We start from the raw sequence: 24,866 nt of genomic DNA, 5'->3' as shown, positions 1-24,866 counted from the left end.
AAGGCGGAGGAGGGCGTCGACGCGATGGGGGTCCCCCCGCTCGAGCGCAGCCGAGAGTGGGGGAGTCGGCAACCGACGACAACGCCGGTGGGGGCCCCTCCCGCTCGAGCGAAGTCGAGAGTGGGGGAGTGCGTGCCAGGCCCCGCGACCCCGGCATGATCCGCAAGACACCCCCTGGGGGTGAAGCCGCGCCCCGCGCGCGGCCGGGCAGCTCCAGCCCGAACCCGACAGCTCACCTCGCAGGCGCCGGAGAGGAACTCGCCATGCCCGCGAAGGGTAAGCACCGCCGTCCCAAGAACCGGCGTCTCACCCGCTCGCTCGCCGTCGCCGGAACCGGCGGCGCCGCGCTGGCCCTGCCCCTCATGGGAGCCGGTGGCGCCCATGCCGCCACGGCGGCCACCGCCAAGGAGTCCGCCGCGGAGCAGACCGCCCGGACCGTGCCGGTGGCCCGGCAGGAGAACTCCGCGCCCCGTTCGGGCGTGCACACCTACACGGTGCGGGCCGGTGACTACCTTTCGAAGATCGCCGACGAGCAGAACGTGAGCGGCGGATGGCACCGGCTCTACGCGGACAACCGCGAGGCCGTCGGCAGTGATCCCTCCCTGATCCACCCTGGTCTGAAGCTGAGCATCGGCGAGCGGGCCGCGCGCACCGGCACCGAGTCCGCCACGTCCACCCGGCCCTCCGCCTCGCAGTCCACGCCCCGTTCCGCGACCCGCTCGAAGACGCCTTCCCCCGCGGCCTCGACCGCCTCCACCGGCTTCACCCTCCCGGTCGTCGGCGCCACCATGGGCACCGGTTACCACGTGCCGGGCGGCATGTGGTCCAGCGGCTACCACACGGGCGTCGACTTCGTCGTCCCGACCGGCACCCCGGTCAAGGCCGTGGGGGCGGGCACGGTCGTCTCCGCCGGCTGGGGCGGCGCCTACGGCAACCAGGTCGTGATCAGGCTCGCCGACGGCCACTACGCGCAGTACGGCCACCTGTCCTCCCTCTCCGTCTCGGCCGGCCAGACCGTGACGGTGGGGCAGCAGCTCGGTCTCTCCGGCGCGACCGGCAACGTGACCGGCCCGCACCTGCACTTCGAGATCCGCACCACCCCGAACTACGGCTCGGACGTGGACCCGGTCGGCTACCTCCGCTCGCACGGCGTCGCCGTCGCCTGATGCGCGGGCCGCTCAGGCCGCCGAAGGCCGGACCCCTGATCCCCGGGTCCGGCCTTCGGTGCGTCCCACGATGGCGTATTCCCGTCTGGCGCATGTCGGGAAAGTGGGTTATCTCACCGTCCGTCAAGCCTTTATTACGGTCGCGTAGGTCACATCGGAAGGTGAATCATGGTCCGACGTGGCAGACGATTCGAAGAGTGACAACAGATCAGTGATCGGGTCGTACGTGGCGGTGGGGGACAGCTTCACCGAGGGCGTGGGCGACCCTGGCCCCGACGGGGCGTTCGTCGGCTGGGCCGACCGGTTCGCGGTGCTGCTCGCGGACCGGCGGCCCGAGGGCGACTTCAGGTACGCGAACCTCGCGGTGCGGGGCAGGCTGCTCGACCAGATCGTGGCGGACCAGCTCCCGCGAGCCGTCGAACTCGCCCCGGACCTCGTGTCCTTCTGCGCGGGCGGCAACGACATCCTCCGCCCCGGCACCGATCCCGACGAAGTGGCCGAGCGCTTCGAGCTAGCGGTGGCACAGCTCGCATCCGTCGCCGGCACGGTCATGGTGACGACCGGCTTCGACACACGTGGCGTGCCCGTGCTCAAGCATCTGCGCGGCAAGATCGCCACGTACAACGGCCATGTCCGGGCCATCGCCGACCGGTACGGCTGTCCCGTCCTGGACCTGTGGTCCCTGCGGGCGGTGCAGGACCGGCGGGCCTGGGACCACGACCGGCTGCACCTCTCACCCGAGGGGCACACCCGCGTGGCGCTGCGCGCGGGCCAGGTCCTCGGCCTCGAGGTCCCGGCCGACCCGGAGCAGCCCTGGCCCCCGCTCCCGGTCCGGGGCACCCTCGACATCCGCCGCGACGACGTGCACTGGGCCCGCGAGTACCTGGTCCCGTGGATCGGCCGCCGCCTGCGCGGCGAGTCCTCCGGCGACCATGTGACGGCCAAGGGCGCGCTGTCCCCGGAGGACATCAGGATGCGCATCGCCGCGGTGGCCTGACCGGGGCTCCGGGCGGGGCCCGCGGTCGCCCCGCCCGGAGCGCCAGGGCCTGTCCGGCGGATCAGGTCGCAGGAAACGGGCGGTGCCTCATCGGCGCTGGTGAGCGGGGTTTGGTGCGTCCGGCTGCAAGGCGGAGGAGGGCGTCGACGCGATGGGGGTCCCCCCCGCTCGAGCGCAGCCGAGAGTGGGGGAGTCGGCAACCGACGACAACGCCGGTGGGGGCACCACCCGCTCGAGCGCAGCCGAGAGTGGGGGAGGGCGTGCCAAACCCCGCGTCTGCGGCATGATCCGCCGGACAGGTCCTAACGCCGGGTCAGCGCGGCCCGGTCCACGCCGAGTTCGCGGGCCAGTGCCTCGTCCACCCAGTCCTGGGCCCGGGACCGGGACACCGCGCCCGCGTAGGAGGTCAACTGGACGGCGAGGCCGTCGAGCAGGGCCGTCAGACGCAGGGCCGCGGCGGCGGGGTCCGCGCAGACGAACTCTCCCGCCTCGACGCCCTCAGTGATGACCTGGGCGATCGCCGCCTTCCACTGCCGGTCGAGATCCCGGGTGACCTCCCGCAGGGCGGGCTCGCGCAGCGCCACCGCCCAGCCTTCGATCCACAGCCGCCAGCCCTTGGCCTGACCGGTGGGCGCGTACCAGCGCACCGCGGCCCGCAGCCGGCGCAGCGCGGACGTACGGCGCCCCAGCAGCCCCCGCAGATGCGCCAGATCGCCCTCGGCCGCGTGCGTGAAGGCGGCGGCGACCAGCTTCTCCTTCGTCGAGAAGTGGTAGAGCACCAGCGCGTTGCTCACCCCGAGTGCCGAGGCCACGTCGGCGATCCGCACCGCCGCCACGCCCCGCGCCTCGATCTGCTCGACGGCGGCCCGCAGCAGTTCCTCCCGCCGTTCCGCCACGCTCAACCGCACTCTCGCCACGCGGTCACCCTAATCGGTCTCCCGGGCACCGCAACGACACGGTCCGGCCGTCCGGTCAGCGGTACCACCCGAAGCGTTCCGTGATCACCGGCAGCCGGTCGGCCGCGATGGCGTGCGCGGCGGCCCGGGGAGTCGTCCCGTCGGCCTCCGCGCGCGCCAGCATCAGATCGACCAGGGCGCGCATCGAGCGCCGGATGTGGGCGAAGGCCTCCTCCGCGTCCGGGCCGACGTCCCCGAACAGCGTCCACCACCACCAGGCGTTCGTACCGGAGTTGACCACCACGTCCGGCAGCACGGTCACCCCGCGCGCGGACAGTGCCTGCTCCGCCTCCGGCAGCACCGGCATGTTGGCCGCCTCGACGATCCAGCGTGCGGTGATCCGGTCCTGGCCGGCCGCGTCGATCGCGTACGACACCGCTGCCGGGACCAGCACCTCCGCCTCGGCGGACAGCCAGGCCCCGCCGGGCAGTTCGCGGTCGCCGGGCCGCAGGACGGCGCGGTCCACGGTGCCGTAGGCGTCCCGCGCGGCGAGCAGCGCCTCGACGTCCAGACCGGCCGGGTTGGCGATCGTCCCCTTGATGTCCGCTACGGCCACGATCCGCAGCCCCGCGCGGGCGAGGAAACGCGCGGTGGCCCCGCCCATGGTGCCCAGCCCCTGGACCGCCACCCGTGTCCCCGCGCGGGGCACCCCGGCCCGGTCCAGGGCGGCGAGCACCGACTCGGCCACCCCGCAGCCGCCGGCCAGTTCGTCCAGGCCGATGCCGTCCACCTCGACGGCGAAGGCCTCCGCCAGCCGCCGCCGGGCCGCCGCCTCGTCGTCGAGCAGCGGGTACACGGCCTGGACGGACGACACCAGCCCCGCCTCGGCCGCCGCCCGGTCGACCAGGTCCTGCGTGAGACCGAGGTCCTCACCGGTGGTCCAGCAGCTCTCGATGTACGGCCGCATCGCGCGCAGGTAGCGCACCAGCAGGCCGTACGCCCCCGGGTCCCGGGGATCGCAGTCGATGCCGCCCTTGGCGCCGCCCAGCGGCACGTACCGGCTCCCGGGGTCGTAGTGCAGGGCCTCCTTCATCGTCATGCCGCGCGCGAGCCCGGTCACTTCCTGAAGGGTGCAGCCGGGACGCATCCGCAGGCCCCCGCTGGCCACGCCCCGCACCAGCCGGTCGACGACCAGGAACCCCTGGCGTCCGGTGACGTGGTCGGTCCAGACCAGCGACATCAGGGGGGTCGTCATGCGGGCTCCTCAAGGCTACTGAACGTGTGGTCAGTAAGGGGGAAGGGTCCGACGCTATCGGGGCTCCGGCGGGCGGGCAAGCGTGACCGGACCCCGGCCGCCCCCGGTCGCCGGGGCGGCCGACCATAATGGATGACCTCGTCGACTCCACCTGGAGGTACCGTGACCGGATTGGGTTCCCTGAGCTCCGGGCTCCGCGCGCTGCGGCCGGCGGCCTTCGGCGCGGATCCCGGCGGTGAGCGTCTCGCGCGCATCCGCAGATCCCCCCACTTCAAGGACGGAGTCTTCCAGAACCCCGGAGGCCCCGCCCGGACCCGGCCCTCCGGCTCCGCCCTGGACTTCGCGAAGGTCTTCTTCGACAAGGACACCCGCCCCCGGCGCTCACCGCAGGGCACGGTCCCGGTGCATCCCACCACCGTCGCCGACCTCAGCCGGCCGCCCGCCACCGGCCTCAGGCTGACCTGGACCGGGCATTCCAGCGTGCTCGCGGAGATCGACGGGCAGCGCGTGCTGTTCGACCCCGTCTGGGGCGAGCGCTGCTCCCCGTTCCCGTTCGCCGGACCCCGGCGGCTGCACCCGGTGCCGCTGCCCCTGGCCGCGCTCGGCCCGGTCGACGTCGTGGTCATCTCCCACGACCACTACGACCACCTGGACATGCCCACGATCAAGGCACTGGCCGGGACGGACACCCTCTTCGCCGTACCGCTCGGGGTCGGCGCCCACCTCGAACAGTGGGGCGTGTCCGAGGGCCGGCTGCGGGAGCTGGACTGGCACGAGGCGGCCAAGGTCGGCGGCCTCACGCTGACCGCCACCCCCGCCCGCCATTTCTGCGGCCGCGGCCTGCGCAACACCCAGCACACCCTCTGGGCCTCCTGGACCGTCGCCGGGGCCGAGCACCGGATCTACCACAGCGGTGACACCGGGTACTTCGACGGCTTCCGGGACATCGGAGCCGACCACGGCCCGTTCGACGCCACGATGATCCAGATCGGCGCCTACAGCGACTTCTGGCCGGACATACACATGACACCCGAGGAGGGCATGCGCGCCCACCTCGACCTGCAGGGCGGTCGAGCCGCCGGGGTGATGCTGCCGATCCACTGGGGCACCTTCAACCTCTCGGTGCATCCCTGGGCCGAGCCGGGGGAGTGGTCGCTGGCCGCGGGCGGTGCGGTGGGGCAGGCGGTCGCGGTCCCCGTTCCGGGCCGGCCCTTCGAGCCCGCGGGTGACCTCCCCACGCGCCCCTGGTGGCGGGACGTGTCCTTGCCGCTGAACCGCGAGTGGCCCGTCCCGGAGATCGCTCCGGCGATCACTCCGGCGGCGTCGCCCGACGACCTCGACCTGGTGGGAGAGGGCTGACCGGACGGCGACCGTTGACCAGGGGTGGCGGTCCGCGCCCGGCTTCTTTCTTCTACCGGGCAGGCTTGACGAGCGAGTACGTCACCGACCGCTTCCGCTTGTGGCGCCGGATGCGGCCCTTCGCCACGAGTGACTCCAGGGTGTTGCGCACGACCTGCGGCGAAGGCGTCCGGTCCGGATGCTTCTCCATCAGTTCGTCGCGCAGTTCCTTCGCCGGCCGCGGCTCGGCGTACGTGCCCAGCAGGTCCGTGAGGAGGTCACCGAGCAGAGGCTGAGGCGACTTCCCCCGCGCGAGGGTCTCCCGCGTCTTCAGGGTGCCCTTGCCGGGCCGGGCACCGGTGGCCGCTGACTGCGGCTCCCGTGCCTGCTCCGTCGGCGGTGGTGTGTCCGTGGACGCCTCGTGGCGTTCCGCGAGGGCGAGGATGTCGACCAGGAGGGCTTCCTCCTGTTTCAACATCCTGATCTGCTCGGTCAGCTCCTGTTGCCGACGGCGATTCGCCTCCAGGTCCGACGCGGCCTGTTCGATGTAACGCAACCGGAGCGTGGCGGCTGATGGGCTGGACACAACCGTTCACTCCCTACGCGGTGGATGACGTTGCGCATGGTATCCAGGCCGTTCATCCGACGGCGATGTCTGCGAGTCCTCAGTGGGCGTGCACCGTGTCGGCGTTCTTCTTGCGGGCGCGGTACGCGGCTGCCTTGATCTTGTTGCCGCAGGACTCCATGCCGCACCACTGTCGTCGCATGCCCCGGGAGCGGTCGATGTAGATGCGGGTGCACTCCGGGTTGCCGCACTCCTTGAGCAGGGGTACGTCCGGGCCGCTCAGCAGCTCGACGGCCTGCCGTGCGACGGCGGACAGGGCCTCCGCCGGCGTCGCCTCGGTCCACCGTCCGGACGGGGTGAGCTGCGGCGCCGCGGCGGGTTCGCGGGCCGCGGCGTTCACCACCGCCAGCGCCTCTTCGTCGAAGTCCTCTTCGAGGCGGCGTGCTGTGACCAGCCGGTAGATGGCTTCCCGGACGGCCCTGGCCTGCTCGACGTCGGGCTGCCCGGCGGGGAAGAGGGCGTCCACGATGCCGGATTCCAGGTACCAGGCGTCCAGCCGGTCGGGTGTCGCGAACATCTCGAAGCACACCGAACGGCGGGCCCGGAGCGTCGCGGCGAAGTCCAGGGCCGGGTTTCCGCATACGAAGACATGATCGAGGTTCACATCACCATCCTGACAGGTGACGATCTGGCGTGCAAGGTCGCTCGGCGCCTGGTCGCGGACTGAGGGTCACGTACGACGACCCGCTTGAGCCGCTCGCCCGCGATGGCGGCGATCCGGCGCCGGCCCGCGTCGGACTTCACGGTCAACCTCCGCGCCGGAACTGGCGGATGGCGCAGTGCTGTTCGGCTGTCGCCGGAAGGGGGGCATATTCATCACCAGTCAAGATGGTGACTATTCCTTTCAGTTGTCGTCAAGTTCCGTCGCCTGGCGGGTGATCGGTGTGCATGCCGCGGTGGCGTAACCGTTCGAACCGGTGACGCGGCAGGTGGCCCGGTGCGGGCGAGCCGACAGGGCACGCTCCGCACCACGGGATGCCCCTGGGCTTCCGCCGGGAGTCCCGACGCCGCCGCGTTCGACTCGCGCCGCCGAGGAGACCCGGACGATCCGGGAGGGTTATCGGTCTGTCGTACGAGAGCTCATACCAGAGCGGGACCATCTCCGGGGGACTTTGTCAACTGGCCACCGCGCGTTATGCCGAGGCGACTACGGTGAGTGTCCGTCGCACGACGCAGGGCCGCAACGGCCCCGACGGACCAGTACGAGGACCAGTACGAGGACACCCATGTCTCACCTCCGCGCACCGGCCGCGCGTGCCGACCGCCGTGAGGGCGGCCGGCACGGGCGGCCGGTCGCCCGCCCCGTTCCCGCACTGCCCGAGACCCCCATACGGCCGCAGCTCCTGCGCCTCGCGGTGCTGCCGCCCGTCGCGGTCGCCCTCAGCGCCAGCGCGGCCGTCCTGGTCACCGTGCGCTCCGCCGGAGTCCGCCCCGGCCCGACCCTGTGGGCCGTGCTCGCCGTAGCGGTCTCGGTGACCGTCGCCGGCATCCTGATCGCCGCCGTCGCCGCCGACCGCACCGCCCGTTCGGTGAGCGACCGGGTCGGTGCACTGCGCCGCGGCGCCGCCCGCGGCGAGGCCGAACTGCGGACCCTGGTCGAGGCGCTGCGACGCGGCGAGAACCCGCCCCCGCGGGGGACGCGCGCCGGACCCCCGAAGGACGCCGACGACCTCGAACTGCTCGCCGCCGACCTCGCCCGCGCCCACGACGGCGCCGTCACCGCCGTCGTCCAGGCGGCCCAGCTCTCCACCCAGGCGGGCAGCGAACAGAAGCTCGAGGTCTTCGTCAGCCTGGCCCGGCGGCTGCAGTCCCTGGTGCACCGGGAGATCTCCATCCTCGACGAGCTGGAGAGCGAGATCGAGGACCCCGACCTGCTCAAGGGCCTCTTCCACGTCGATCACCTCGCCACCCGCATCCGGCGGCACGCCGAGAACCTCGCCGTGCTCGGCGGCGCCGTCTCCCGGCGGCAGTGGAGCCACCCGGTCTCCATGACCGAGGTGCTGCGCTCGGCCATCGCCGAGGTCGAGCAGTACGCACGGATCCGGCTGGTCCCGCCCGTCGACGGCCGGCTGCGCGGCCACGCCGTCGCCGACGTCATCCACCTGCTGGCCGAACTCGTCGAGAACGCCACGCTGTTCTCCGCCCCGAACACCCAGGTGCTGCTCCGCGCCAACCTCGTCACCTCGGGCCTGGCCGTGGAGGTGGAGGACCGCGGCCTCGGCATGCCGGTGGAGGAGCAGACCAGGATGAACGCCCTGCTGGCCGACCCCGACCAGGTCAACGTCGCCAGCCTGCTCGCCGACGGGCGCATCGGCCTCTACGTGGTCTCGCAGCTCGCCCGGCGGCACGGCATCACCGTCCGGCTGCAGACGAACATCTACGGGGGCGTGCAGGCCGTACTCGTCGTGCCGCAGGAACTCCTGGGCCCGGCGCCGGACGAGACGCCGGGCCCAGGCCACGCGGGCACGGAACACGCGGCCACGGGCCACGCGGGCACGGAACACGCGGCCACGGGCCACGCGGGCACGGAACACGCGGCCACGGGCCACGCGGGCACGGGACACGCGGCCACGGGCCACGCGGGCACGGGACACGCGGCCACGGGACACGCGGCCACGGGCCACGCGGCCACGGGCCACGCGGCCACGGGCCACGCGGCCACGGAACACGCGGCCACGGGGCAGATCCCGGTGCCCCCGCCCGCGCCGGTCGCCCCGCAGCCGCCCAGGCCCGGCCCCCCGGACACATCGGCGGGCCGGGCGTCCTGGGGCGGACCCCGACCCGGTGCCGTCCGGCAGCCCGGCCGCCAGGACAGCGCCGCGGCGCATCCGGCCGGTCCCGGACGGCACGCGCACCGCGGACCGGCCCGGACGGACGACGACGCACCGGGACCCCTGCCGGTGCGCGGCGCCCACGAGACGCGGCCCACGCCCGCGCGGGCCACCCCCGGCATCCGGCCCGACGAGCGACGCACCGTCGCGGAGAACGCGGGCGCGTCCCCCGCCCCGCGCGGCGGCGGCACGGTGCGCGGCACCATGGGGAAGCCCCAGCTCCCCCGGCGCCGCGCCCAGGAACACATCGCACCCCAGCTGCGGGGCGGCCCGGCCCCCCGCCAGGACGGCGACACCCTCGCAGGACACGACCCCGGCCTGATGGCGGCCTTCCAGCGGGGGATCGGCCTGGCGGAGGCGCAGCAGCACCTGGAGGAGGCCGAAGCCCACGCGGGGCAGGCGGGGACGGACCGTACCGAGCCGGTCTCCTTCCTGGCCCAGGCACACCCGCACACCCCCGGCACCCACACCGGTCTCCGGCCCGACGGGAGCGCACCGGCCGGATGACCTCCCCCCGCAGTCTCGACTTCGCTCGAGCGGGGGACCCCACCGCGTGGTCGCCCTCCTCCGCCTTGCAGCCGCACGCTCCCCCACGCTCGAACAGCCTCGCGCGGGGGCACCCCCGTCGTCCCCGCCCGGCGCGGCAATCCAGGCACCGTCGGCCGATGCCGACCTGATCCGCAAGACATCCCCCAGACCTTCGTCCTTCAAGGAGTCGATCCACCATGGCGAGCGATGCGCCGACCGCCCAGGTATCCGACCTCGACTGGCTGTTGAGCGGCCTCGTCCAACGCGTACCGCACACCACCAGCGCGGTGCTGCTGTCCTGCGACGGGCTCGTGCGGTCCGTCCACGGCCTCGACCCCGACAGCGCCGACCACATGGCCGCCCTCGCCTCCGGCCTGTACTCGCTCGGCCGCAGCGCGGGCGTCCGGTTCGGTGACGGGGGAGAGGTCCGGCAGGTCGTCGTCGAACTCGACTCGGCCCTGCTGTTCGTCACCACCGCGGGCTCCGGCAGCTGCCTCGCCGTGCTGGCCGGCCGCGAGGCCGACGCGGCCGTGCTCGGCTACGAGATGGCCATGCTGGTCAAAAGCGTCCGCCCCTACCTGGTGACAGCGCCCCGCCGGCACTCCGCCGACCCCTCGGCGACGAGGCCTTGAGCGTGGTCGCGGCCGGCGACGGGCCCTGGCTCGACGACGCGGCCGGACGGCTGGTGCGCCCCTTCACGGTCAGCAACGGCCGTACCCGGCCCACCGTCGCGCTCGACCTGATGTCGCAGGTGATGGCCACCGGAGCCACCCCCCTCGGCTACCTCGGTCCCGAGCACGCCCAGGCACTGGAGCTGTGCCGGGCGCCCGTTCCGGTCGCCGAGGTCGCCGCGCACCTGGGGCTCCCGGCGGCGGTCACCAAGGTGCTGCTCTCCGACCTCGTCGACTGCGGGGCGCTCACCACCAAGCCCCCCGCCTTCCACCACAACCCCACTGACCGGTCCCTTCTGGAGGCAGTGCTCGATGGACTACGACGACAGCTCTGACCCGTTCCCCACCGCGCTGAAGATCCTGGTGGCCGGCGGGTTCGGGGTGGGCAAGACCACCTTCGTGGGCGCGGTGAGCGAGATCGCGCCGCTCAGCACGGAGGAACTGCTCACCACGGTCAGCGCCGCGACCGACGACCTCCACGGCATCGAGAACAAGGTCGAGACCACGGTGGCGATGGACTTCGGCCGCATCACCCTGGACCCGCAGCACGTGCTGTACCTGTTCGGCACGCCCGGGCAGGAGCGGTTCTGGTTCATGTGGGACGAGCTGTCCGAGGGGGCGCTCGGCGCCGTCGTCCTGGCCGACACCCGCCGACTGGAGCAGTGCTTCGCGGCGGTCGACTTCTTCGAGGAGCGCGGGCTCGGCTTCGTCGTCGCCGTCAACGAGTTCGACGGGTCCCACCGCTACGACCCCGAGGAGGTGCGCGCCGCCATCGACCTCGACCCCCGGATCCCGGTCGTCCGCTGCGACGCCCGTATCTCCTCCTCCGGCGTCCAGACCCTGCTCACCCTCGTACGCCATCTCATCGCCCACGCCCCCGCGCGCGTGCCCGGCCACGGCGCCCCCATGTCCCCGGGAGCCAGGTCATGAGCTACGACCCGCCGCGCCCGGTCAGGGGGCTGCTGCTGACCCCGGAGGACAGGGAGGCCCCCGCCCGCGTCCGGCGGCTGGACCGGCTCGGCCTGGGGGAGCGTCCCGAGCCCGGCCTCGACGCCTTCGCGGCGCACCTCGCGGAGCTCGCCGACGCGCCGTACGCGATGGTCAACTTCATAGGCGAGGAAGGACAGTTCTTCGCGGGGCTGCGCACGCCGGCCGCCGGGCCGCGCCCGAAGGCCGACGGCACCCGGCCCGACGCCGGCCGCCGGCTGCCGCGCGAGCACGGGTTCTGCCCCCATGTGGTGGTGCGCCGCAAGGCACTGGTCCTGGAGGACGTCCGCGACTACCCGCGGTTCGCGTGCAATCCGGTCGTGGACGAGTACGGCATCCACGCCTACCTCGGCGCGCCGCTCATCGACAGCACCGGGATGGCGCTGGGTACGGTGTGCGTCGCCGACGTCACCCCCCGCCCGTGGGGGAAGGCGGGCCTGGAGGCCATCAAGGCGCGGGCCGCGGAACTCGCCGTACGACTCGAGCGGCGCGCGGACGACGGACTTCCGCTGTGACGCTCATGTGAAGCGGAGCTGTGGCGCCGCTTAAGAAATCCTCGATGGACCCGGTCTCCGTCGTACGGCAGATTGCTGTGCGAATCCACTCCTCTCCCCGGACGCGGGTGCCTCTGGCACGCCCGCGGACCGGGACCGCACACACAGGAGCCGTAGCGTTGAAGGCGCTGGTCAAGGAGAAGGCGGAGCCCGGGCTGTGGCTCACGGACGTGCCCGAGCCCGCCGTCGGGCCGGGTGACGTGCTGATCAAGGTCCAGCGGACCGGGATCTGCGGCACCGATCTGCACATCCGGTCCTGGGACGGCTGGGCGCAGCAGGCGATCAGCACCCCGCTCGTGATCGGGCACGAGTTCGTCGGCCAGGTGGTGGACACCGGCCGGGACGTCACCGACATCCGGATCGGCGACCGGGTCAGCGGCGAGGGCCACCTGGTGTGCGGCAAGTGCCGCAACTGCCTCGCCGGGCGCCGTCATCTGTGCCGGGCCACCGTCGGTCTCGGCGTCGGCCGCGACGGGGCGTTCGCCGAGTACGTGGTCCTGCCCGCCGCCAACGTCTGGGTGCACCGCGTGCCCGTCGACCTCGACGTCGCCGCGATCTTCGACCCGTTCGGCAACGCCGTGCACACCGCGCTGTCCTTCCCGCTGGTCGGCGAGGACGTGCTGATCACCGGCGCCGGCCCGATCGGCCTGATGGCCGCCGCCGTCGCCCGGCACGCGGGCGCCCGCAACGTGGTGATCACCGACGTCAGCGAGGAACGGCTCGACCTGGCCCGCAAGACCGGCGCGACGCTCGCCCTGAACGTCTCCGGCGCCACCATCGCCGACGGCCAGCGGGAACTGGGCCTGCGCGAAGGCTTCGACGTCGGCCTGGAGATGTCCGGCCGCCCCGAGGCCCTGCGCGACATGATCGCCAACATGACGCACGGCGGCCGGATCGCCATGCTCGGCCTGCCCGCCGAGGAGTTCCCGGTCGACTGGGCCCGGATCGTCACCAAGATGATCACCATCAAGGGCATCTACGGCCGGGAGATGTTCGAGACCTGGTACGCGATGTCGGTGCTGCTGGAAGGCGGCCTCGACCTCGCGCCCGTGATCACCGGCCGGTACGACCACCGGGACTTCGAGGCGGCGTTCGTCGACGCGGCGAGCGGCCGCGGCGGGAAGGTCATCCTCGACTGGACCGCGTGACCTCCTCTCCGTACGCCCCCTCCGCGAGCACCCCCAGGAGCTTCCCCGTGTTCGACTCCGTGCGCGACGACCTGCGCGCCACCCTCGACGAGATCCGCGCCGCCGGCCTGCACAAGCCCGAACGTGTGATCGGCACCCCGCAGTCCGCGACCGTGAACGTCACCGCCGGCGGCCGCCCCGGCGAAGTCCTCAACTTCTGCGCCAACAACTACCTCGGCCTCGCCGACCACCCCGAGGTCGTCGCCGCCGCCCACGCCGCCCTGGACCGCTGGGGCTACGGCATGGCCTCCGTGCGGTTCATCTGCGGCACCCAGGAGGTGCACAAGGAACTGGAGGCGCGGCTGTCCGCCTTCCTCGGCCAGGAGGACACCATCCTGTACTCCTCCTGCTTCGACGCCAACGGCGGTGTCTTCGAGACCCTCCTCGACACGCAGGACGCGGTGATCTCGGACGCCCTCAACCACGCCTCCATCATCGACGGCATCCGCCTGTCCAAGGCCCGCCGCCTCCGCTACGCCAACCGCGACCTCGGCGACCTGGAGGCGAAGCTCAAGGACGCGGCCGACGCCCGGCGCCGGCTGATCGTCACCGACGGCGTGTTCTCCATGGACGGCTACGTCGCGCCGCTGGCGGAGATCTGCGACCTCGCCGACCGCTACGACGCGATGGTCATGGTGGACGACTCGCACGCGGTCGGCTTCGTCGGCCCGACCGGCCGGGGCACGCCCGAACTGCACGGCGTCATGGACCGCGTCGACATCGTCACGGGCACCCTCGGCAAGGCGCTCGGCGGCGCCTCCGGCGGCTACGTCGCCGCCCGCGCCGAGATCGTCGCCCTGCTGCGCCAGCGCTCCCGGCCGTACCTGTTCTCCAACACCCTCGCCCCGGTGATCGCGGCGGCCTCGCTGAAGGTGCTCGACCTGCTGGAGTCGGCCGACGACCTGCGGGTCCGGCTGAACGAGAACACCGCGCTGTTCCGCCGCCGGATGACCGAGGAGGGCTTCGACGTCCTGCCCGGCGACCACGCCATCGCGCCGGTGATGATCGGCGACGCGGCGAAGGCGGGCCGCATGGCCGAACTGCTCCTCGCACGCGGGGTGTACGTGATCGGGTTCTCCTACCCGGTGGTCCCGCAGGGCCAGGCCCGTATCCGCGTCCAGCTGTCCGCCGCGCACTCCACCGAGGACGTGCACCGCGCGGTCGACGCGTTCGTGGCGGCGCGGGCGGAGCTCGCGGCCTGACCAGCGCGGTTTCCTTGCGATACTGGACCGCATGATCGAAGCACGGCGGCTGCACATCCTCCGCGCGGTGGCCGACCACCGCACGGTCACGGCGGCGGCCGCCGCGCTCTACCTCACCCCCTCCGCGGTCTCCCAGCAGCTGGCCGCCCTGGAGCAGGAGACCGGCCACCGTCTGGTCGAGCGCGGTGCGAAGGGCGTACGGCTGACCCCGGCCGGGGAGATCCTGCTCGGTCACACCAACGCGGTCCTCGCCCAGCTGGAGCGCGCGGAGGCCGAGCTGGCCGCCTACGGCTCGGGGGAGGCCGGCACGGTCACCGTGGCCGCCTTCGCGACCGGCATCGCCGAGGTCGTGGCGCCGGCCGTGGCCCGCCTCGCCTCCTCGGCGCCCGGCATCCGCATCCGCGTCCAGGACGCCGAGGGCGACGCCAGCCTGCCCATGGTCCTCGACCGGCAGGTGGACGTGGCGGTCGCCGTCGAGTACCGCGGGGCGCCGCCCGCCGACGACCCCCGGCTGACCCACGTCCCGCTGTACGCCGAGCCGTTCGACGCCGTCGTCCCGGTCACCCACCGGCTGGCCGGGACCGCCGAGGTGCCCCTCGCGGACCTGGCCAAGGACCCGTGGATCGGCCCGTACCCCGGCAATCCCTGCCACGACGTGGTCGTCCTGGCCTGCGAGAGCGCCGGCTTCCAGCCCCGTCTCGAGCACTCCTCCGACGACTTCCGCGCGGTCGTCGCGCTGGCCGCGGCCGACGTCGGCGTGGCCCTCGTCCCGCGCTCGGCCCTGCGCGGCATGGACCTGACGGGCGTGGTCGTCCGTCCCGTCGACGGTGTGGCCCCCACCCGGCGCGTCTTCGCCGCCGTGCGGCGGGGGGCCGAGGAGCACCCGCTGATCCGGCCGGTGCTGCGGGCGCTGGGGGAGGCGGCGCGGACGTGAGGGTTCCCTGACCCCGTGTCCGGCGGGCGCCCGACGGCTGCTCCGGGGCCGACTGTCAGTGGCGGGGGTTACGGTGCGGGGCATGCCGGACGCCGAAGACGTACGACGTATCGCCCTGTCCCTGCCGGACACCACGGAGAAGACCGCCTGGAGCATGCCCACCTTCCGGGTGGCCGGGAAGATGTTCGCCACGCTGCCCGAGGACGAGTCCTCCATGGCCGTGCGCTGCCCCAAGGAGGAACGCGACGAACTCGTGCTGGCCGAGCCGGAGAAGTTCTGGATCGCCGGTCACGAGGCACAGTTCGCCTGGGTCCGCGCCCGGCTCGCCGCCCTGGAGGACGAGGGCGAACTGCACGACATCCTGGCCGACTCCTGGCGCCAGGCGGCCCCGCCCCGGCTGCTGGAGGCCCACCCGGAACTGGGACGGCCGGCCGGGGAGTGACCGGGGTGGCCCCGCCTCATCCCCGCGTCGCCGCGGCGGCCCCGAGGAAGCTCCCGATCCGCTTCCGCAGGCCCGGCGCGTCCAGCCCGTGCGCGGCGACGTGCTCCTCGAGCGTGCCGTACCGGCGCAGCTCACGTCGGCCCACACCGAGACCCAGCACCCGGTGCGGCAGATCGGACAGGGCGTCGTTCGCGGCGGCCGTCGACGTGCCGGCGAGATACGGCTCCACGAGGACCACGTCGGCGCCGGCCGCCTCGGTGGCGCGACGCAGCGCGGCCGTGTCGAAGGGCCGTACGGTCGTCGCGTACAGGACGGTCACGTCCATGCCCTCCGTGGCGGCGAGCACGGCGTCCAGCATCGGCCCGACCGCGACCACCACGCCCGCACGGCCCTCGCGGACGGTGACGAACCGCTCTCCGTCGACGGCGAGCCCCCGCCGGTTGGCCTGCACGGACAGGCGGACGTAGACCTTGTCGTCGCCGGCGGCGACCGCGTGCCGCAACAGCGCCTCCGCCTCGTCGGGGTGGCCGGGGACGTGCACGGTCCAGCCGTCCAGGGTGTCGAGCAGCGCCACGTCGCCGGGCGCCATGTGCGTGTACCCGCCGGCCGGCCAGTCGAAGGAGGCCGCCGCGCTCACCAGCACCGCCCCGGCGTCCTGGTATCCGAGGTCCAGCTTGACCTGCTCGAACGGCCGCTCGATGAGAAAACTGGCGAAGGTGTGCACGACCGGCCGCAGTCCGGTGAGCGCCAGCCCCGCCGCGGCCCCCACCAGGAGCTGTTCGCGGATGCCGACATTGATCACCCGGTCCGGATGCCGGCGCGACGCCTGCGCGAAGGCGTCCACGCCGATGTCGGCGAGGACGACCGCGACCCGCGGGTCCTCGTCGAGCAGCCGGGAGACGACGGGTGCGAAACGGTCACGCATGGTGTCCATGGAGGGCAGGCCCTTCTGGGGTAGGCGGCAGATGCTTCGGATGTTCAGGCGTACTTCGGCTCGACACGGGCCACGACCACGTGCGGGCGGCCGGGACGGGACGCGGTGAACGCGGCGTGCAGCGCCTCGTGGTCGCGTCCGTCCACGGTCACGGCGGACCAGCCGGCCGCCTCGAAGCGCGCGGCGATACCGCCGGGCCGGGCGTAACTGGCGGAGGAGTTGTCGACGACGACCGTGTGCAACCGGTCCAGGCCGGTGGATCCGGCGAAGGCGATCGCCTCGTGATTGCTGCCTTCGTCCAGTTCGGCGTCCCCGATCAACGCCCACACCCGCGGCTCGTCGAGCCCCTGGGCGCGCAGGCCCAGCGCCGTGCCCACGGCGATCGGCAGCCCGTGGCCCAGCGACCCGCTGCCGATCTCGGCGCCCGGCACCAGCACCCGGTCGGGGTGATGACCGAGGGGCGAGTCGTAACCGCCGAAGCCCGGCAGCCACTTCACCGGCAGGAAGCCCTTCGCGGCCAGCACGGCGTAGTACGCCATCGGCCCGTGCCCCTTGCTCAGCAGGAACCGGTCCCGGGCCGGATCCGCCATCCGCTCGGGCGTGACCCGCAGCACCCGGTCGTACAGCACCCACAGCACGTCCAGCGTCGAGGTCGCCGCCGGTCCGTGTTTCTCGTCGCCGGTCATCAGGCTCATCAGTTCCGGCAGGTCCGCGTAGGCGTACGTGCGCCGCTCTTCCTCGGTGATCGTCATGGGACGATCGTGCAACCTGAACCAAACTTGAGGTCAAGCCATGGATCCCGGACAAAGGAGTGCGCGACCACCGACCCGAGTGCGGTATGGTTTCCATGCGCGTTTCGGCCGGGGAATTCCCAGGTCAACGAGCATCGGGACGTGGCGCAGCTTGGTAGCGCACTTGACTGGGGGTCAAGGGGTCGCAGGTTCAAATCCTGTCGTCCCGACTGTTCGAAAGATCGAACATTTCAGGTGAGAGGCCGTTTTTCAAACGGCCTCTTTCTGTTTTTCCCCCCTTCTCCTCGCCCGCGTGGACTCATGCGCCGGCCGCTCCCGGCTATCACGTGATCGCGTGACCGGGGGTTCGTGACCGGGAATCGGTGACTGTCCCGGGGGCGGTGCCGAGCGGAGGATCGGTGTCGCAGCGGAGATCACGGCCAGGCCCGTCGAAGCGGCCCCGCCGGTCTCCGCCCGCCTTCCAGTCTTCCCGAGAGAGGGGCCCGCCCATGCCCGCTCACGCTTCCCTCCCGGCGTCCGTCCGCCGATGGCCCGCCCCCGACGACGGGACCGGACGATGAACGCCGCGCCCGTCGTCACCGCGACCCCGGCGCCGGCCCACTCGCCCGCCGGCACGGTCCGCGCGCTCGACGCCTGGCAGCACACCGCCGATCCGTACGCCTTCCCCTACGCCACCCTCCTCGGCCACCTGCGCGCCGTCGGCAAGCACTTCCTCCCCGTCGAGCTGCTCGACCGCCTGGCCACGATCCGGGACACCCTGCCCGCCGTCCCGCAGGACGCGGTACCGGTCGCCGGGACGGTGCCGTCGGCCCGGTTCCTGCGCACCTTCCTCGACGTCGTCCTGGACAAGCACGACGACCGTTACGACTACCCCAGCTACACGGCCCTGCCCCTGCTCGCCCGGCCGGTGTCCGGCCCCTGGGAGACGGCCCGCCGGGTCCGTGACGAGCTGCTTCTGCTCCTCCTCGCCGACCTGGTGCGCTTCGAGCGGCGGTCGCTGGGCGCCGACCCCGCCGACCCGCGCGGCAACCCGCCGCAGGCCGAGCTGGTGGCGAAGCGGGTCCGGCTCGCCGTGCGCGTCATGGAGCCGGCGGCGCTGCGCGTGCTGGCCCCCGGCACCGTCGACCCCGCCGCGGTCGCGGCCGTGCCCGGCCGTACCCCCGGCGGCCCGCTGGCCCGCGCCGTGCTGCGCGCCGCCACGGCCCACGACGAGTTGACGCTCGCCGCCAGCATGCAGCCGGTGTACGTGCTGCACGACGAGTACCTGTTCCTGCGCACCCTGCAGTCCTTCGAGACGACGTTCTCCTTCATGTCCGCCTCGCTCGCCACGGCCGTACGGTGTCTCGACGAGAAGCGGCCCGAGGAGGCCGCCGCCCTGGTCGACGCGGCCGCCGGCGTCCTGAAGGAGTCCCTGCCGCTGTTCTCGCTGCTGGCCACCATGCGGCCGGAGGTGTTCCGCACCTTCCGCGACTTCACCGAGGGCGCCAGCGCCATCCAGTCCGAGGGCTACAAGACCTTCGAGTCACTGTGCTCCACCCCTGCCACCGCCCGCCTCGACTCCCCGGCCTTCACCTCCGTACCCGCCGTGCGCGCCGGCATCCTGCGCGGACGGCGCACCGTCGCGGGCAGCTGGCGCGAACTCGCGGCCATGTACCCGCCGGCGTCGGAGGCGGACGCGGCGCTCGGCGCGGCCGTCACGCGGCTGGAGGCGGTGCACCAGCGGTGGAAGCAGACGCACTACCGGCTGGCCGTGCGGATGCTCGGCGAGCGCAGCGGCACCGGCTACACCCAGGGCGTGCCGTACCTCGCCGCGGTGCTGGGCAACCGCCTCTTCCCCGCCGCCGACCGCGACAGCGCCCTGGTCGGCTGACCGCGCCCCGGTCGGCTGACCGCGCCCGTCCCGCCCTCTCCGCTCCTCGACGGAGCCCCACCTTTTCCGGAGGCGTCCACCACCATGAGCAAGCGTGCCCAGACCGGGCGGCCCGGACCGGCCCGTCGGGTGATGAACCCCGATGAGAACGACCCGCTCTTCCGATACGAGTACGACCGCGGCAGCAACTACGAGCAGGACACCCGGCTGACCCAGGCCCTGTCCGCGCTGCTCCCGGAGGACACGCTGGTCCACCCCGACCAGCGGCTGTTCCAGACGGTCCACCTGATCACCGAGTACGCCTGGTGCGCCATGCACTACGAGATGCGGCGGGCCGCGGACGCGCTTCGGGCCGACGACGACCTGCTCGCCGCGCAGCTCCTGGAACGCGCCGCCGACCTGGGCGAGATCACGGTGCACGCGGTGCGCGTCCTGCTGGACCACCTGCCCCAGGAGAGCCTGCTGACGATGCGCGAGACCTTCCCGGAGAACACCACGGGACTGGACTCGCCCGGCGCCCGCAACCTGCGCCGCGCGGCCACCGCGCTGTACCGGGAGATGGAGTCCGCCGTCGACCGGGCCGGCCTCCACCCGCGGGCCCTCGTCGCCGCGCAGGGCCGTCTCGAACCGCCCGAGGACGGCGACCGGACGCCCGGTCTGGCCCTGGTCCGGCAGGCGCTGCTGCGCCTGGACGGATCCGTCGCCGGCTGGAAGCACTACCACCTGCGCATGGTCCGCACACAGCTGGGCGGCCACCCGGAAGCCGCCGTGCCGGTGCCGGCCGAGGCCGTCGGACGGTCCCGCCAGGAGCCACCGGTCCGCGAGGACCTGCCCAAGAGCCTGCGCGGACATTCCACGGCGGGGGTGCAGGCCATGGCCGACCGGAGTCTGTTCCCGAGGCTGTGGGACGCCGTGGACGAGACCTACCGCGACCTCGTCCCGGAAGGGTAGCCCGCCCCCCGCAGCACGGCCCCGCCCACGACCACCGAAGGACACGACTGCCGTTATGGCGACAGAAGCAGCGGTGCACGGCACCGACGAACTCACCACCGACGAACTCGCCACCGACGAACTCGCCACCGACGAACTCGCCACCGACGAGCTCACCACCGAAGAACTCACCGCACTGGTGCACCACGCCTGGGCCGAGGCCCTGGGCCACGACGAGTTCACCGACGAGGACCACTTCTTCCAGGTCGGCGGACACTCCATGGGCGCTGTCCAGGTCGTGCGCCGGATCGGCGCCGCCCTCGGTCGCCGGCTCCCGGTGCGGCTCCTGCTGCGCAACCCCACCGTGCGCGGGCTGGCCGCCGCACTCGCCGCGCCCGCCGCGGACGCCACCGCCGGGTCCGGGGAGGCCGGGGCGTGAGCACCGACCACCACCCGCCGGTCTCGGCCGCCCAGACCGAGATATGGCTCGCCGACCGCTGCGAGCCCGAGTCCGGCCGCTACAACGTGCCCGTGGCGCTCCGCTTCGAGGGCGCCCTCGACCCGGCCGTGCTGCGGCAGGCCCTGGCCGACCTCCTCGTGCGCCACCCGGTGCTCGCGGGCCGGTTCGACGCCGACGAGGGCGAGCTGCGGTTCGTGCCCGAGCCCGCCGCGGCCGTGCCACTCGGCAGCGTCCGGTGCGCCGGCTCCGCGGACACGGACGCCGCGCGCCGCGAGGCCGTCGAGGCCGCGCAGCGCCCCCTCGACCCGGAGACGGCACCACTGCTGCGTGCCGACGCCCTGCACTACGACGACGGCGCGGTCCTGGTCCTGACGGTGCACCACATCGTCGCCGACGGACGGACCCTGGACGTCCTCGCCGACGATCTGCTGACGGCCTACCGAGCCCGGCACGCCGGCCAGGAGCCGCCCGCGGCACGGCCCGTCCCGGCGGCCTCGGCCGCACCGGCCCCGTCCGGCGAGGCCGCCGGGTACTGGGAGAACCTGCTGGCGGAGGAGCCCGTCGCCTTCGCTCCGCTGCCCGACCTGGTCCGCGCCGACGACCGGCTGCGCGGCGCGGCGGCCTGGGCCGAGCGGACGCTGTCCGGGGACCGGCTCGCCGCCCTGCGGCGGATCGCCGTCCGGGACGGCGTCACGCCGGCCACGGTCCTGCTCGCCGCCTGGACCCTGTTGCTGCACGCCTGGTCGGGGGAGCGGGACGGCGTCCTCGGCATGCCGTTCGCCGGGCGCGAGGCGCCGGGGACCGAGGACGCGGTGGGTCTGTTCACCCGCGTCCTGCCGGTGCGCAGCCGCCTGACACCCGGCGAGACCTTCGACGCCTACGCCGCGGGCCTGGGCGAGCAGGTTCTGGACACCATGGAGGCGTTCGCCGACGGCGGCGAACCGGCCGCGGCGACCGTCCCCCGGTACACGGCCGTCTTCCTGCACCAGCCCCGCACCGGCGCACCGCGGGAGGTGCCCGGCGCCACCGTGCACATCACCCCGCTGGACACCGCCTCGGCCAAGTACGACCTGGCCCTGGCCGCCCGGGAACACCCCGAGCGGCTGGTGCTGCGGATCGACTACGACTCCGCGCTCTACCTCCCCGCCTCGGCGGAGCTGATGGCACGGCAGCTCGACGGCCTGCTCGCCGCCGCGGAGCGGCCCGGGGCCACCTGCCGGGAACTGGTCGCGGCCCTCGCGGACGCGCCCGCCGCGGCGCCCGACGCCGCAGCGGAGCCGATGCCGGCGTCCAGCGTGCCCGCGCTGGTCCTCGCGCAGGCGCGGCGCGCCCCCGACGCCGTCGCCCTGGTCCACGGCGACCGGCAGGTCACCTACGGCGCCCTGGTGCGCGACGCCGCCCGCGCCGCCCACTGGCTGCGGCGGGAGGCCGGCGTCGGCGAGGGCGACGTGGTGGCGCTGCTGCTGGCGCCCGGCGCGCGGACCGTCACCCTGATGCTCGCGGTGGCCCTGGCGGGTGCCGCCTACCTGCCGCTCGACCCCGCCTACCCGGACGCCCAGCTCCACCTCGTCCTCGGCGACGCCCGCCCCCGGCTGCTGATCACCGAGGACTCCGGAGCCGATCGTGCCCCCGACGGCGTGCCGGTGCGCACCGCCGCCGGCCTCGTGCGCGCCGCCGCCGGACTGCCGGACACCCCGCCGGACACCGGCACCGGGCCGCGCAGCCCCTTCAACGTCCTCTACACCTCCGGCTCCACCGGCCGCCCCAAGGGCGTCGTCCTGCACCACGGCGGCGTGCTGCGGCTGATGCACCGCCCCGACTTCCTGCCGCTCGGCCCCGACGACACCCTCTCGCACCTGTCACCGCTCAACTTCGACGGCGCCACCTACGAGATCTGGGGCGCCCTCACGCACGGAGCCCGGCTCGCCGTCCTCGACAAGGAACTGGTCCTCGACCCGGCGGCCCTGCGGGACGCCGTGCGCGCCCTCGGCGTCACGACCCTCCTGGTCACCACCCCGCTGCTGAACCGCATCATCGAGGACGCCCCCGACCTGCTCCAGTCGCTGCGCCGGGTGTACTTCGGCGGCGAGCTGGTCTCCGTCCCGCACCTGCGCAAGGCCCTGCGCTGGGCGCGTCCGGGCACCCTCCTGCACAGCTACGGCCCCACCGAGAACTCCTTCACCTCGACCTGGTACCCCGTCGAGGAGATCCCCCAGGGTGCCAGGACGGTGCCCATCGGGCACCCGGTGCCCGGCACCCGCCTGTACGTCGTCCTCGACGACCTCGACCACCTCGACGAAGCCGACGGTCCTTTGCTGCTCGCGCCGGCCTACGTGCCGGGCGAGCTGGTGCTCGGCGGCAGCGGCGTCGCCCTGGAGTACCTCGGCGACCCCGAGCGCACCGCCGAGCGCTTCCGCCCCGACCCCTTCGCCGCCGACCCCGATGCCCGGCTCTACCGCACCGGTGACCGGGTGCGCTGGACCGCCGAGGGCCGGCTGGAGTTCATCGGCCGCGCCGACAACCAGATCAAGATCCGCAGCCAGCGCGTCGAACTGGGCGAGGTGGAATCCGCGCTGCGTGCCCACCCGCAGGTCACCGCCGCCTTCGTCACCAGCCGCCGCAACGCCCGGGACGAGAAGGAGATCGTCGCCTACGCCGTCTTCGCCGGGCCCGACGCCCGGACCGAGGTCCTCGGCCACCTGCGCGCCTGTCTGCCACCCTTCGCCGTCCCCGCCCACCTCGTGGCCCTGGACGCGCTGCCCCTGACGGCCAACGGCAAGATCGACCGGAAGCGGCTGCCGCAGCCCGAGAACCCCGAGAGCCCCGAACCCCCCGGGAACGCCGCCCCCCTGCCCGCTCCGGCCGCGGCCCGGGAGCGCTCCCCCCTGACCGCCCCGGCGCCCGCGCCCGGCGCGGCGGACACCGGCCGTGCGGTGCACGCCGCCTGGAGCGAGGTGCTCGGCGGACGGCCGTTCGGTCCCGACGACAACTTCTTCGACGTCGGCGGACACTCGCTCCTCCTCGTCCGGCTCCAGGTGGCCCTGCGCCGGGCGACCGGTACCAAGCCGTCCATCGCCGACCTGCTGCGCCACACCACCGTGCGGGCCCAGTCCCGGCTGCTCGGCGCCGCGGACCCCACCGAGCAGCCGGAGCCCGGGGCACGCCCGCGCACCGAGGCCCGGCCACGCCCGACCGCCGACGGCGAAGCGGTGGCCGTGGTGGGCATGGCGGCCCGGTTCGCCGGTGCCCTCGACCTGGACGGGTTCTGGGACAACCTGCGTGCCGGCCGGGACTGCTTCACCGAGGGACCCGGCCCGCTGATCACCGAACTGCCCGGAGGCGAAAGGCAGGTGGCGCGCTGGGGCATGGCGGCCGGCGGCCCCGCCTACGACCCCGGCCTGCTCGGCTTCAGCGAGGAGGACCTGCGCGGCGGCGACCCCCAGCAGGGCCTGCTGCACGAGGTGCTGTGGTCGGCGGTGGAGGACGCCTCGCTCCGGCTGTCCGACATCGCCGCCCGCACCAGCCTGTACGCCGGGTGCGCCAAGGTCGTCGCCACCGACCCCGCGGCCCGGGTGGACGACGTCGTCAACGCCGACCCCACCTTCGTCGCCTCCCGCTTCGCCTACCTCCACGACCTGTGGGGCGAGGCCCTGCTCCTGGACACGGCCTGCTCCACCGGCCTGTACGCGGTCCACCTCGCCTGCCGCAGCCTGCTCAGCGGCGACAGCGACTACGCGCTGGCCGGGGCCGTGTCGCTCGACGCGGCCTCCGACGGCGGCTACCGCTACCGGCCCGGCTTCCTCTACGCCGACGACGGGATGTGCCGGCCGTTCGACCGGCGGGCCTCGGGCACCGTCGGCGGGTTCGGCGCCGGAGCGGTCCTGCTCCGCCGGCTCTCCGACGCCGAACGGGACGGGGACCCCGTCTACGCGGTGCTGCGCGGCAGCGCCGTGAACAACGACGGCGCCGCCCGCATCGGCTACTCCGCCCCCGGCATCGAGGGTCAGGCCCGGGTGATCCGCGACGCGCTGCACGCGGCCGGGCTGCGCGGCACCGACCTCGGCTATGTGGAGGCCCACGGCACCGGCACCCGGCTCGGCGACGCCATCGAGATCACGGCGCTGGCCGAGGCGCTCGGCCCGGACGGCCCGCCCGTCGCGGTGGGCTCCGTCAAGGCGTCCATAGGGCACTGCGACACCGCGGCCGGGATCGCCGGACTCATCAAGACCGTGCTCGCCGTGCACCACGGCCATCTCCCGGCGACTCCCAACGTGGCCGAGCCCATCGAGGAACTCGCCGCCGCCGGC

The 24,866-nt window shown here is 73.8% G+C and carries 22 protein-coding genes and 1 tRNA gene; 17 read left to right on the top strand and 6 right to left on the bottom strand.

Going from position 1 to position 24,866, the window contains the following annotated elements:
• Positions 1-263: 263 nt before the first annotated feature.
• Together ACWC21_RS27960 and ACWC21_RS27955 are read left to right on the top strand one after the other, a co-directional pair.
• Positions 264-1,166 carry a M23 family metallopeptidase gene (locus ACWC21_RS27960; protein ID WP_450885609.1) on the top strand — a complete coding sequence of 301 codons (903 nt, stop codon included), beginning with the start codon at positions 264-266 and terminating at the stop codon, positions 1,164-1,166.
• A gap of 211 nt (positions 1,167-1,377) precedes the next feature.
• Positions 1,378-2,163 (top strand): SGNH/GDSL hydrolase family protein, encoded by a 786-nt coding sequence (locus tag ACWC21_RS27955; protein WP_450885623.1) that lies wholly within the window; start codon positions 1,378-1,380, stop codon positions 2,161-2,163.
• Between the two features lie 302 nt (positions 2,164-2,465).
• On the opposite strand, the gene ACWC21_RS27950 is transcribed toward ACWC21_RS27955, so the two are convergent.
• Positions 2,466-3,080 (bottom strand): TetR/AcrR family transcriptional regulator, encoded by a 615-nt coding sequence (locus ACWC21_RS27950; RefSeq protein WP_450885607.1) that lies wholly within the window; start codon positions 3,078-3,080, stop codon positions 2,466-2,468.
• A 55-nt stretch (positions 3,081-3,135) separates the two neighbouring features.
• A complete protein-coding gene (locus ACWC21_RS27945; protein ID WP_450885605.1) occupies positions 3,136-4,314 on the bottom strand; it encodes a Glu/Leu/Phe/Val dehydrogenase dimerization domain-containing protein in 1,179 nt (392 codons plus the stop codon).
• Positions 4,315-4,476: 162 nt separating this feature from the next.
• Here ACWC21_RS27945 and ACWC21_RS27940 point away from each other — a divergent pair, with 162 nt between their 5' ends.
• Positions 4,477-5,673 (top strand): MBL fold metallo-hydrolase, encoded by a 1,197-nt coding sequence (locus ACWC21_RS27940; protein WP_450885603.1) that lies wholly within the window; start codon positions 4,477-4,479, stop codon positions 5,671-5,673.
• Between the two features lie 52 nt (positions 5,674-5,725).
• Here ACWC21_RS27940 and ACWC21_RS27935 read toward each other — a convergent pair whose 3' ends face one another.
• A complete protein-coding gene (locus ACWC21_RS27935; protein ID WP_450885601.1) occupies positions 5,726-6,238 on the bottom strand; it encodes a hypothetical protein in 513 nt (170 codons plus the stop codon).
• 79 nt (positions 6,239-6,317) lie between these two features.
• A complete protein-coding gene (locus ACWC21_RS27930; protein WP_450885600.1) occupies positions 6,318-6,881 on the bottom strand; it encodes a CGNR zinc finger domain-containing protein in 564 nt (187 codons plus the stop codon).
• A 622-nt stretch (positions 6,882-7,503) separates the two neighbouring features.
• On the opposite strand from ACWC21_RS27930, the gene ACWC21_RS27925 reads away from it, so the two are divergent.
• The 9 genes from ACWC21_RS27925 to ACWC21_RS27885 all read left to right on the top strand — a co-directional run bounded on the left by ACWC21_RS27925 (position 7,504) and on the right by ACWC21_RS27885 (position 15,613).
• On the top strand, positions 7,504-9,615 hold the full coding sequence (locus ACWC21_RS27925; protein ID WP_450885599.1) for an ATP-binding protein: 2,112 nt from the start codon (positions 7,504-7,506) through the stop codon (positions 9,613-9,615).
• Between the two features lie 218 nt (positions 9,616-9,833).
• On the top strand, positions 9,834-10,268 hold the full coding sequence (locus ACWC21_RS27920; protein WP_450885597.1) for a roadblock/LC7 domain-containing protein: 435 nt from the start codon (positions 9,834-9,836) through the stop codon (positions 10,266-10,268).
• A gap of 2 nt (positions 10,269-10,270) precedes the next feature.
• Positions 10,271-10,642 carry a DUF742 domain-containing protein gene (locus ACWC21_RS27915; protein ID WP_450885621.1) on the top strand — a complete coding sequence of 124 codons (372 nt, stop codon included), beginning with the start codon at positions 10,271-10,273 and terminating at the stop codon, positions 10,640-10,642.
• Entirely contained in the window at positions 10,620-11,237 is a 618-nt protein-coding gene (locus ACWC21_RS27910) for a GTP-binding protein (RefSeq protein WP_450885595.1), read from the top strand. Before ACWC21_RS27915 ends, ACWC21_RS27910 begins: the two co-directional genes overlap by 23 nt.
• Entirely contained in the window at positions 11,234-11,809 is a 576-nt protein-coding gene (locus ACWC21_RS27905) for a GAF domain-containing protein (RefSeq protein ID WP_450885594.1), read from the top strand. Before ACWC21_RS27910 ends, ACWC21_RS27905 begins: the two co-directional genes overlap by 4 nt.
• 158 nt (positions 11,810-11,967) lie before the next feature.
• Positions 11,968-12,996 carry an L-threonine 3-dehydrogenase gene (gene tdh, locus ACWC21_RS27900; RefSeq protein WP_450885592.1) on the top strand — a complete coding sequence of 343 codons (1,029 nt, stop codon included), beginning with the start codon at positions 11,968-11,970 and terminating at the stop codon, positions 12,994-12,996.
• 47 nt (positions 12,997-13,043) lie between these two features.
• Complete coding sequence (locus ACWC21_RS27895) at positions 13,044-14,237, top strand: glycine C-acetyltransferase (RefSeq protein ID WP_450885619.1); 1,194 nt, start codon at positions 13,044-13,046, stop codon at positions 14,235-14,237.
• Between the two features lie 31 nt (positions 14,238-14,268).
• On the top strand, positions 14,269-15,171 hold the full coding sequence (locus ACWC21_RS27890) for a LysR family transcriptional regulator (protein ID WP_450885591.1): 903 nt from the start codon (positions 14,269-14,271) through the stop codon (positions 15,169-15,171).
• Between the two features lie 82 nt (positions 15,172-15,253).
• Positions 15,254-15,613: an MmcQ/YjbR family DNA-binding protein gene (locus ACWC21_RS27885; protein WP_450885589.1), complete on the top strand. Its 360-nt coding sequence runs from the start codon at positions 15,254-15,256 to the stop codon at positions 15,611-15,613.
• A 16-nt stretch (positions 15,614-15,629) separates the two neighbouring features.
• On the opposite strand, the gene ACWC21_RS27880 is transcribed toward ACWC21_RS27885, so the two are convergent.
• Together ACWC21_RS27880 and ACWC21_RS27875 are read right to left on the bottom strand one after the other, a co-directional pair.
• Complete coding sequence (locus tag ACWC21_RS27880; protein WP_450885588.1) at positions 15,630-16,547, bottom strand: transketolase family protein; 918 nt, start codon at positions 16,545-16,547, stop codon at positions 15,630-15,632.
• A gap of 44 nt (positions 16,548-16,591) precedes the next feature.
• Positions 16,592-17,299, bottom strand: coding sequence for a transketolase (locus ACWC21_RS27875; RefSeq protein WP_450885587.1), 708 nt, complete (start codon positions 17,297-17,299; stop codon positions 16,592-16,594).
• Between the two features lie 135 nt (positions 17,300-17,434).
• Here ACWC21_RS27875 and ACWC21_RS27870 point away from each other — a divergent pair.
• The 5 genes from ACWC21_RS27870 to ACWC21_RS27850 form a co-directional block, all read left to right on the top strand.
• Positions 17,435-17,508 (top strand) — tRNA-Pro (locus ACWC21_RS27870).
• A gap of 347 nt (positions 17,509-17,855) precedes the next feature.
• Positions 17,856-19,169, top strand: a complete 1,314-nt coding sequence (locus ACWC21_RS27865) for a tryptophan 2,3-dioxygenase (RefSeq protein ID WP_450885586.1) — start codon at positions 17,856-17,858, stop codon at positions 19,167-19,169.
• Positions 19,170-19,253: 84 nt separating this feature from the next.
• A complete protein-coding gene (locus tag ACWC21_RS27860; RefSeq protein ID WP_450885585.1) occupies positions 19,254-20,120 on the top strand; it encodes a hypothetical protein in 867 nt (288 codons plus the stop codon).
• Between the two features lie 55 nt (positions 20,121-20,175).
• Positions 20,176-20,538: a phosphopantetheine-binding protein gene (locus tag ACWC21_RS27855; RefSeq protein WP_450885584.1), complete on the top strand. Its 363-nt coding sequence runs from the start codon at positions 20,176-20,178 to the stop codon at positions 20,536-20,538.
• On the top strand, positions 20,535-24,866 hold a 4,332-nt coding region (locus ACWC21_RS27850), incomplete at its 3' end, for an amino acid adenylation domain-containing protein (protein ID WP_450885583.1). The genes ACWC21_RS27855 and ACWC21_RS27850, both read left to right, overlap by 4 nt.

Source organism: Streptomyces sp. NPDC001348, from assembly GCF_053597535.1.
This window is presented reverse-complemented; position numbering and strand designations above follow the sequence as displayed.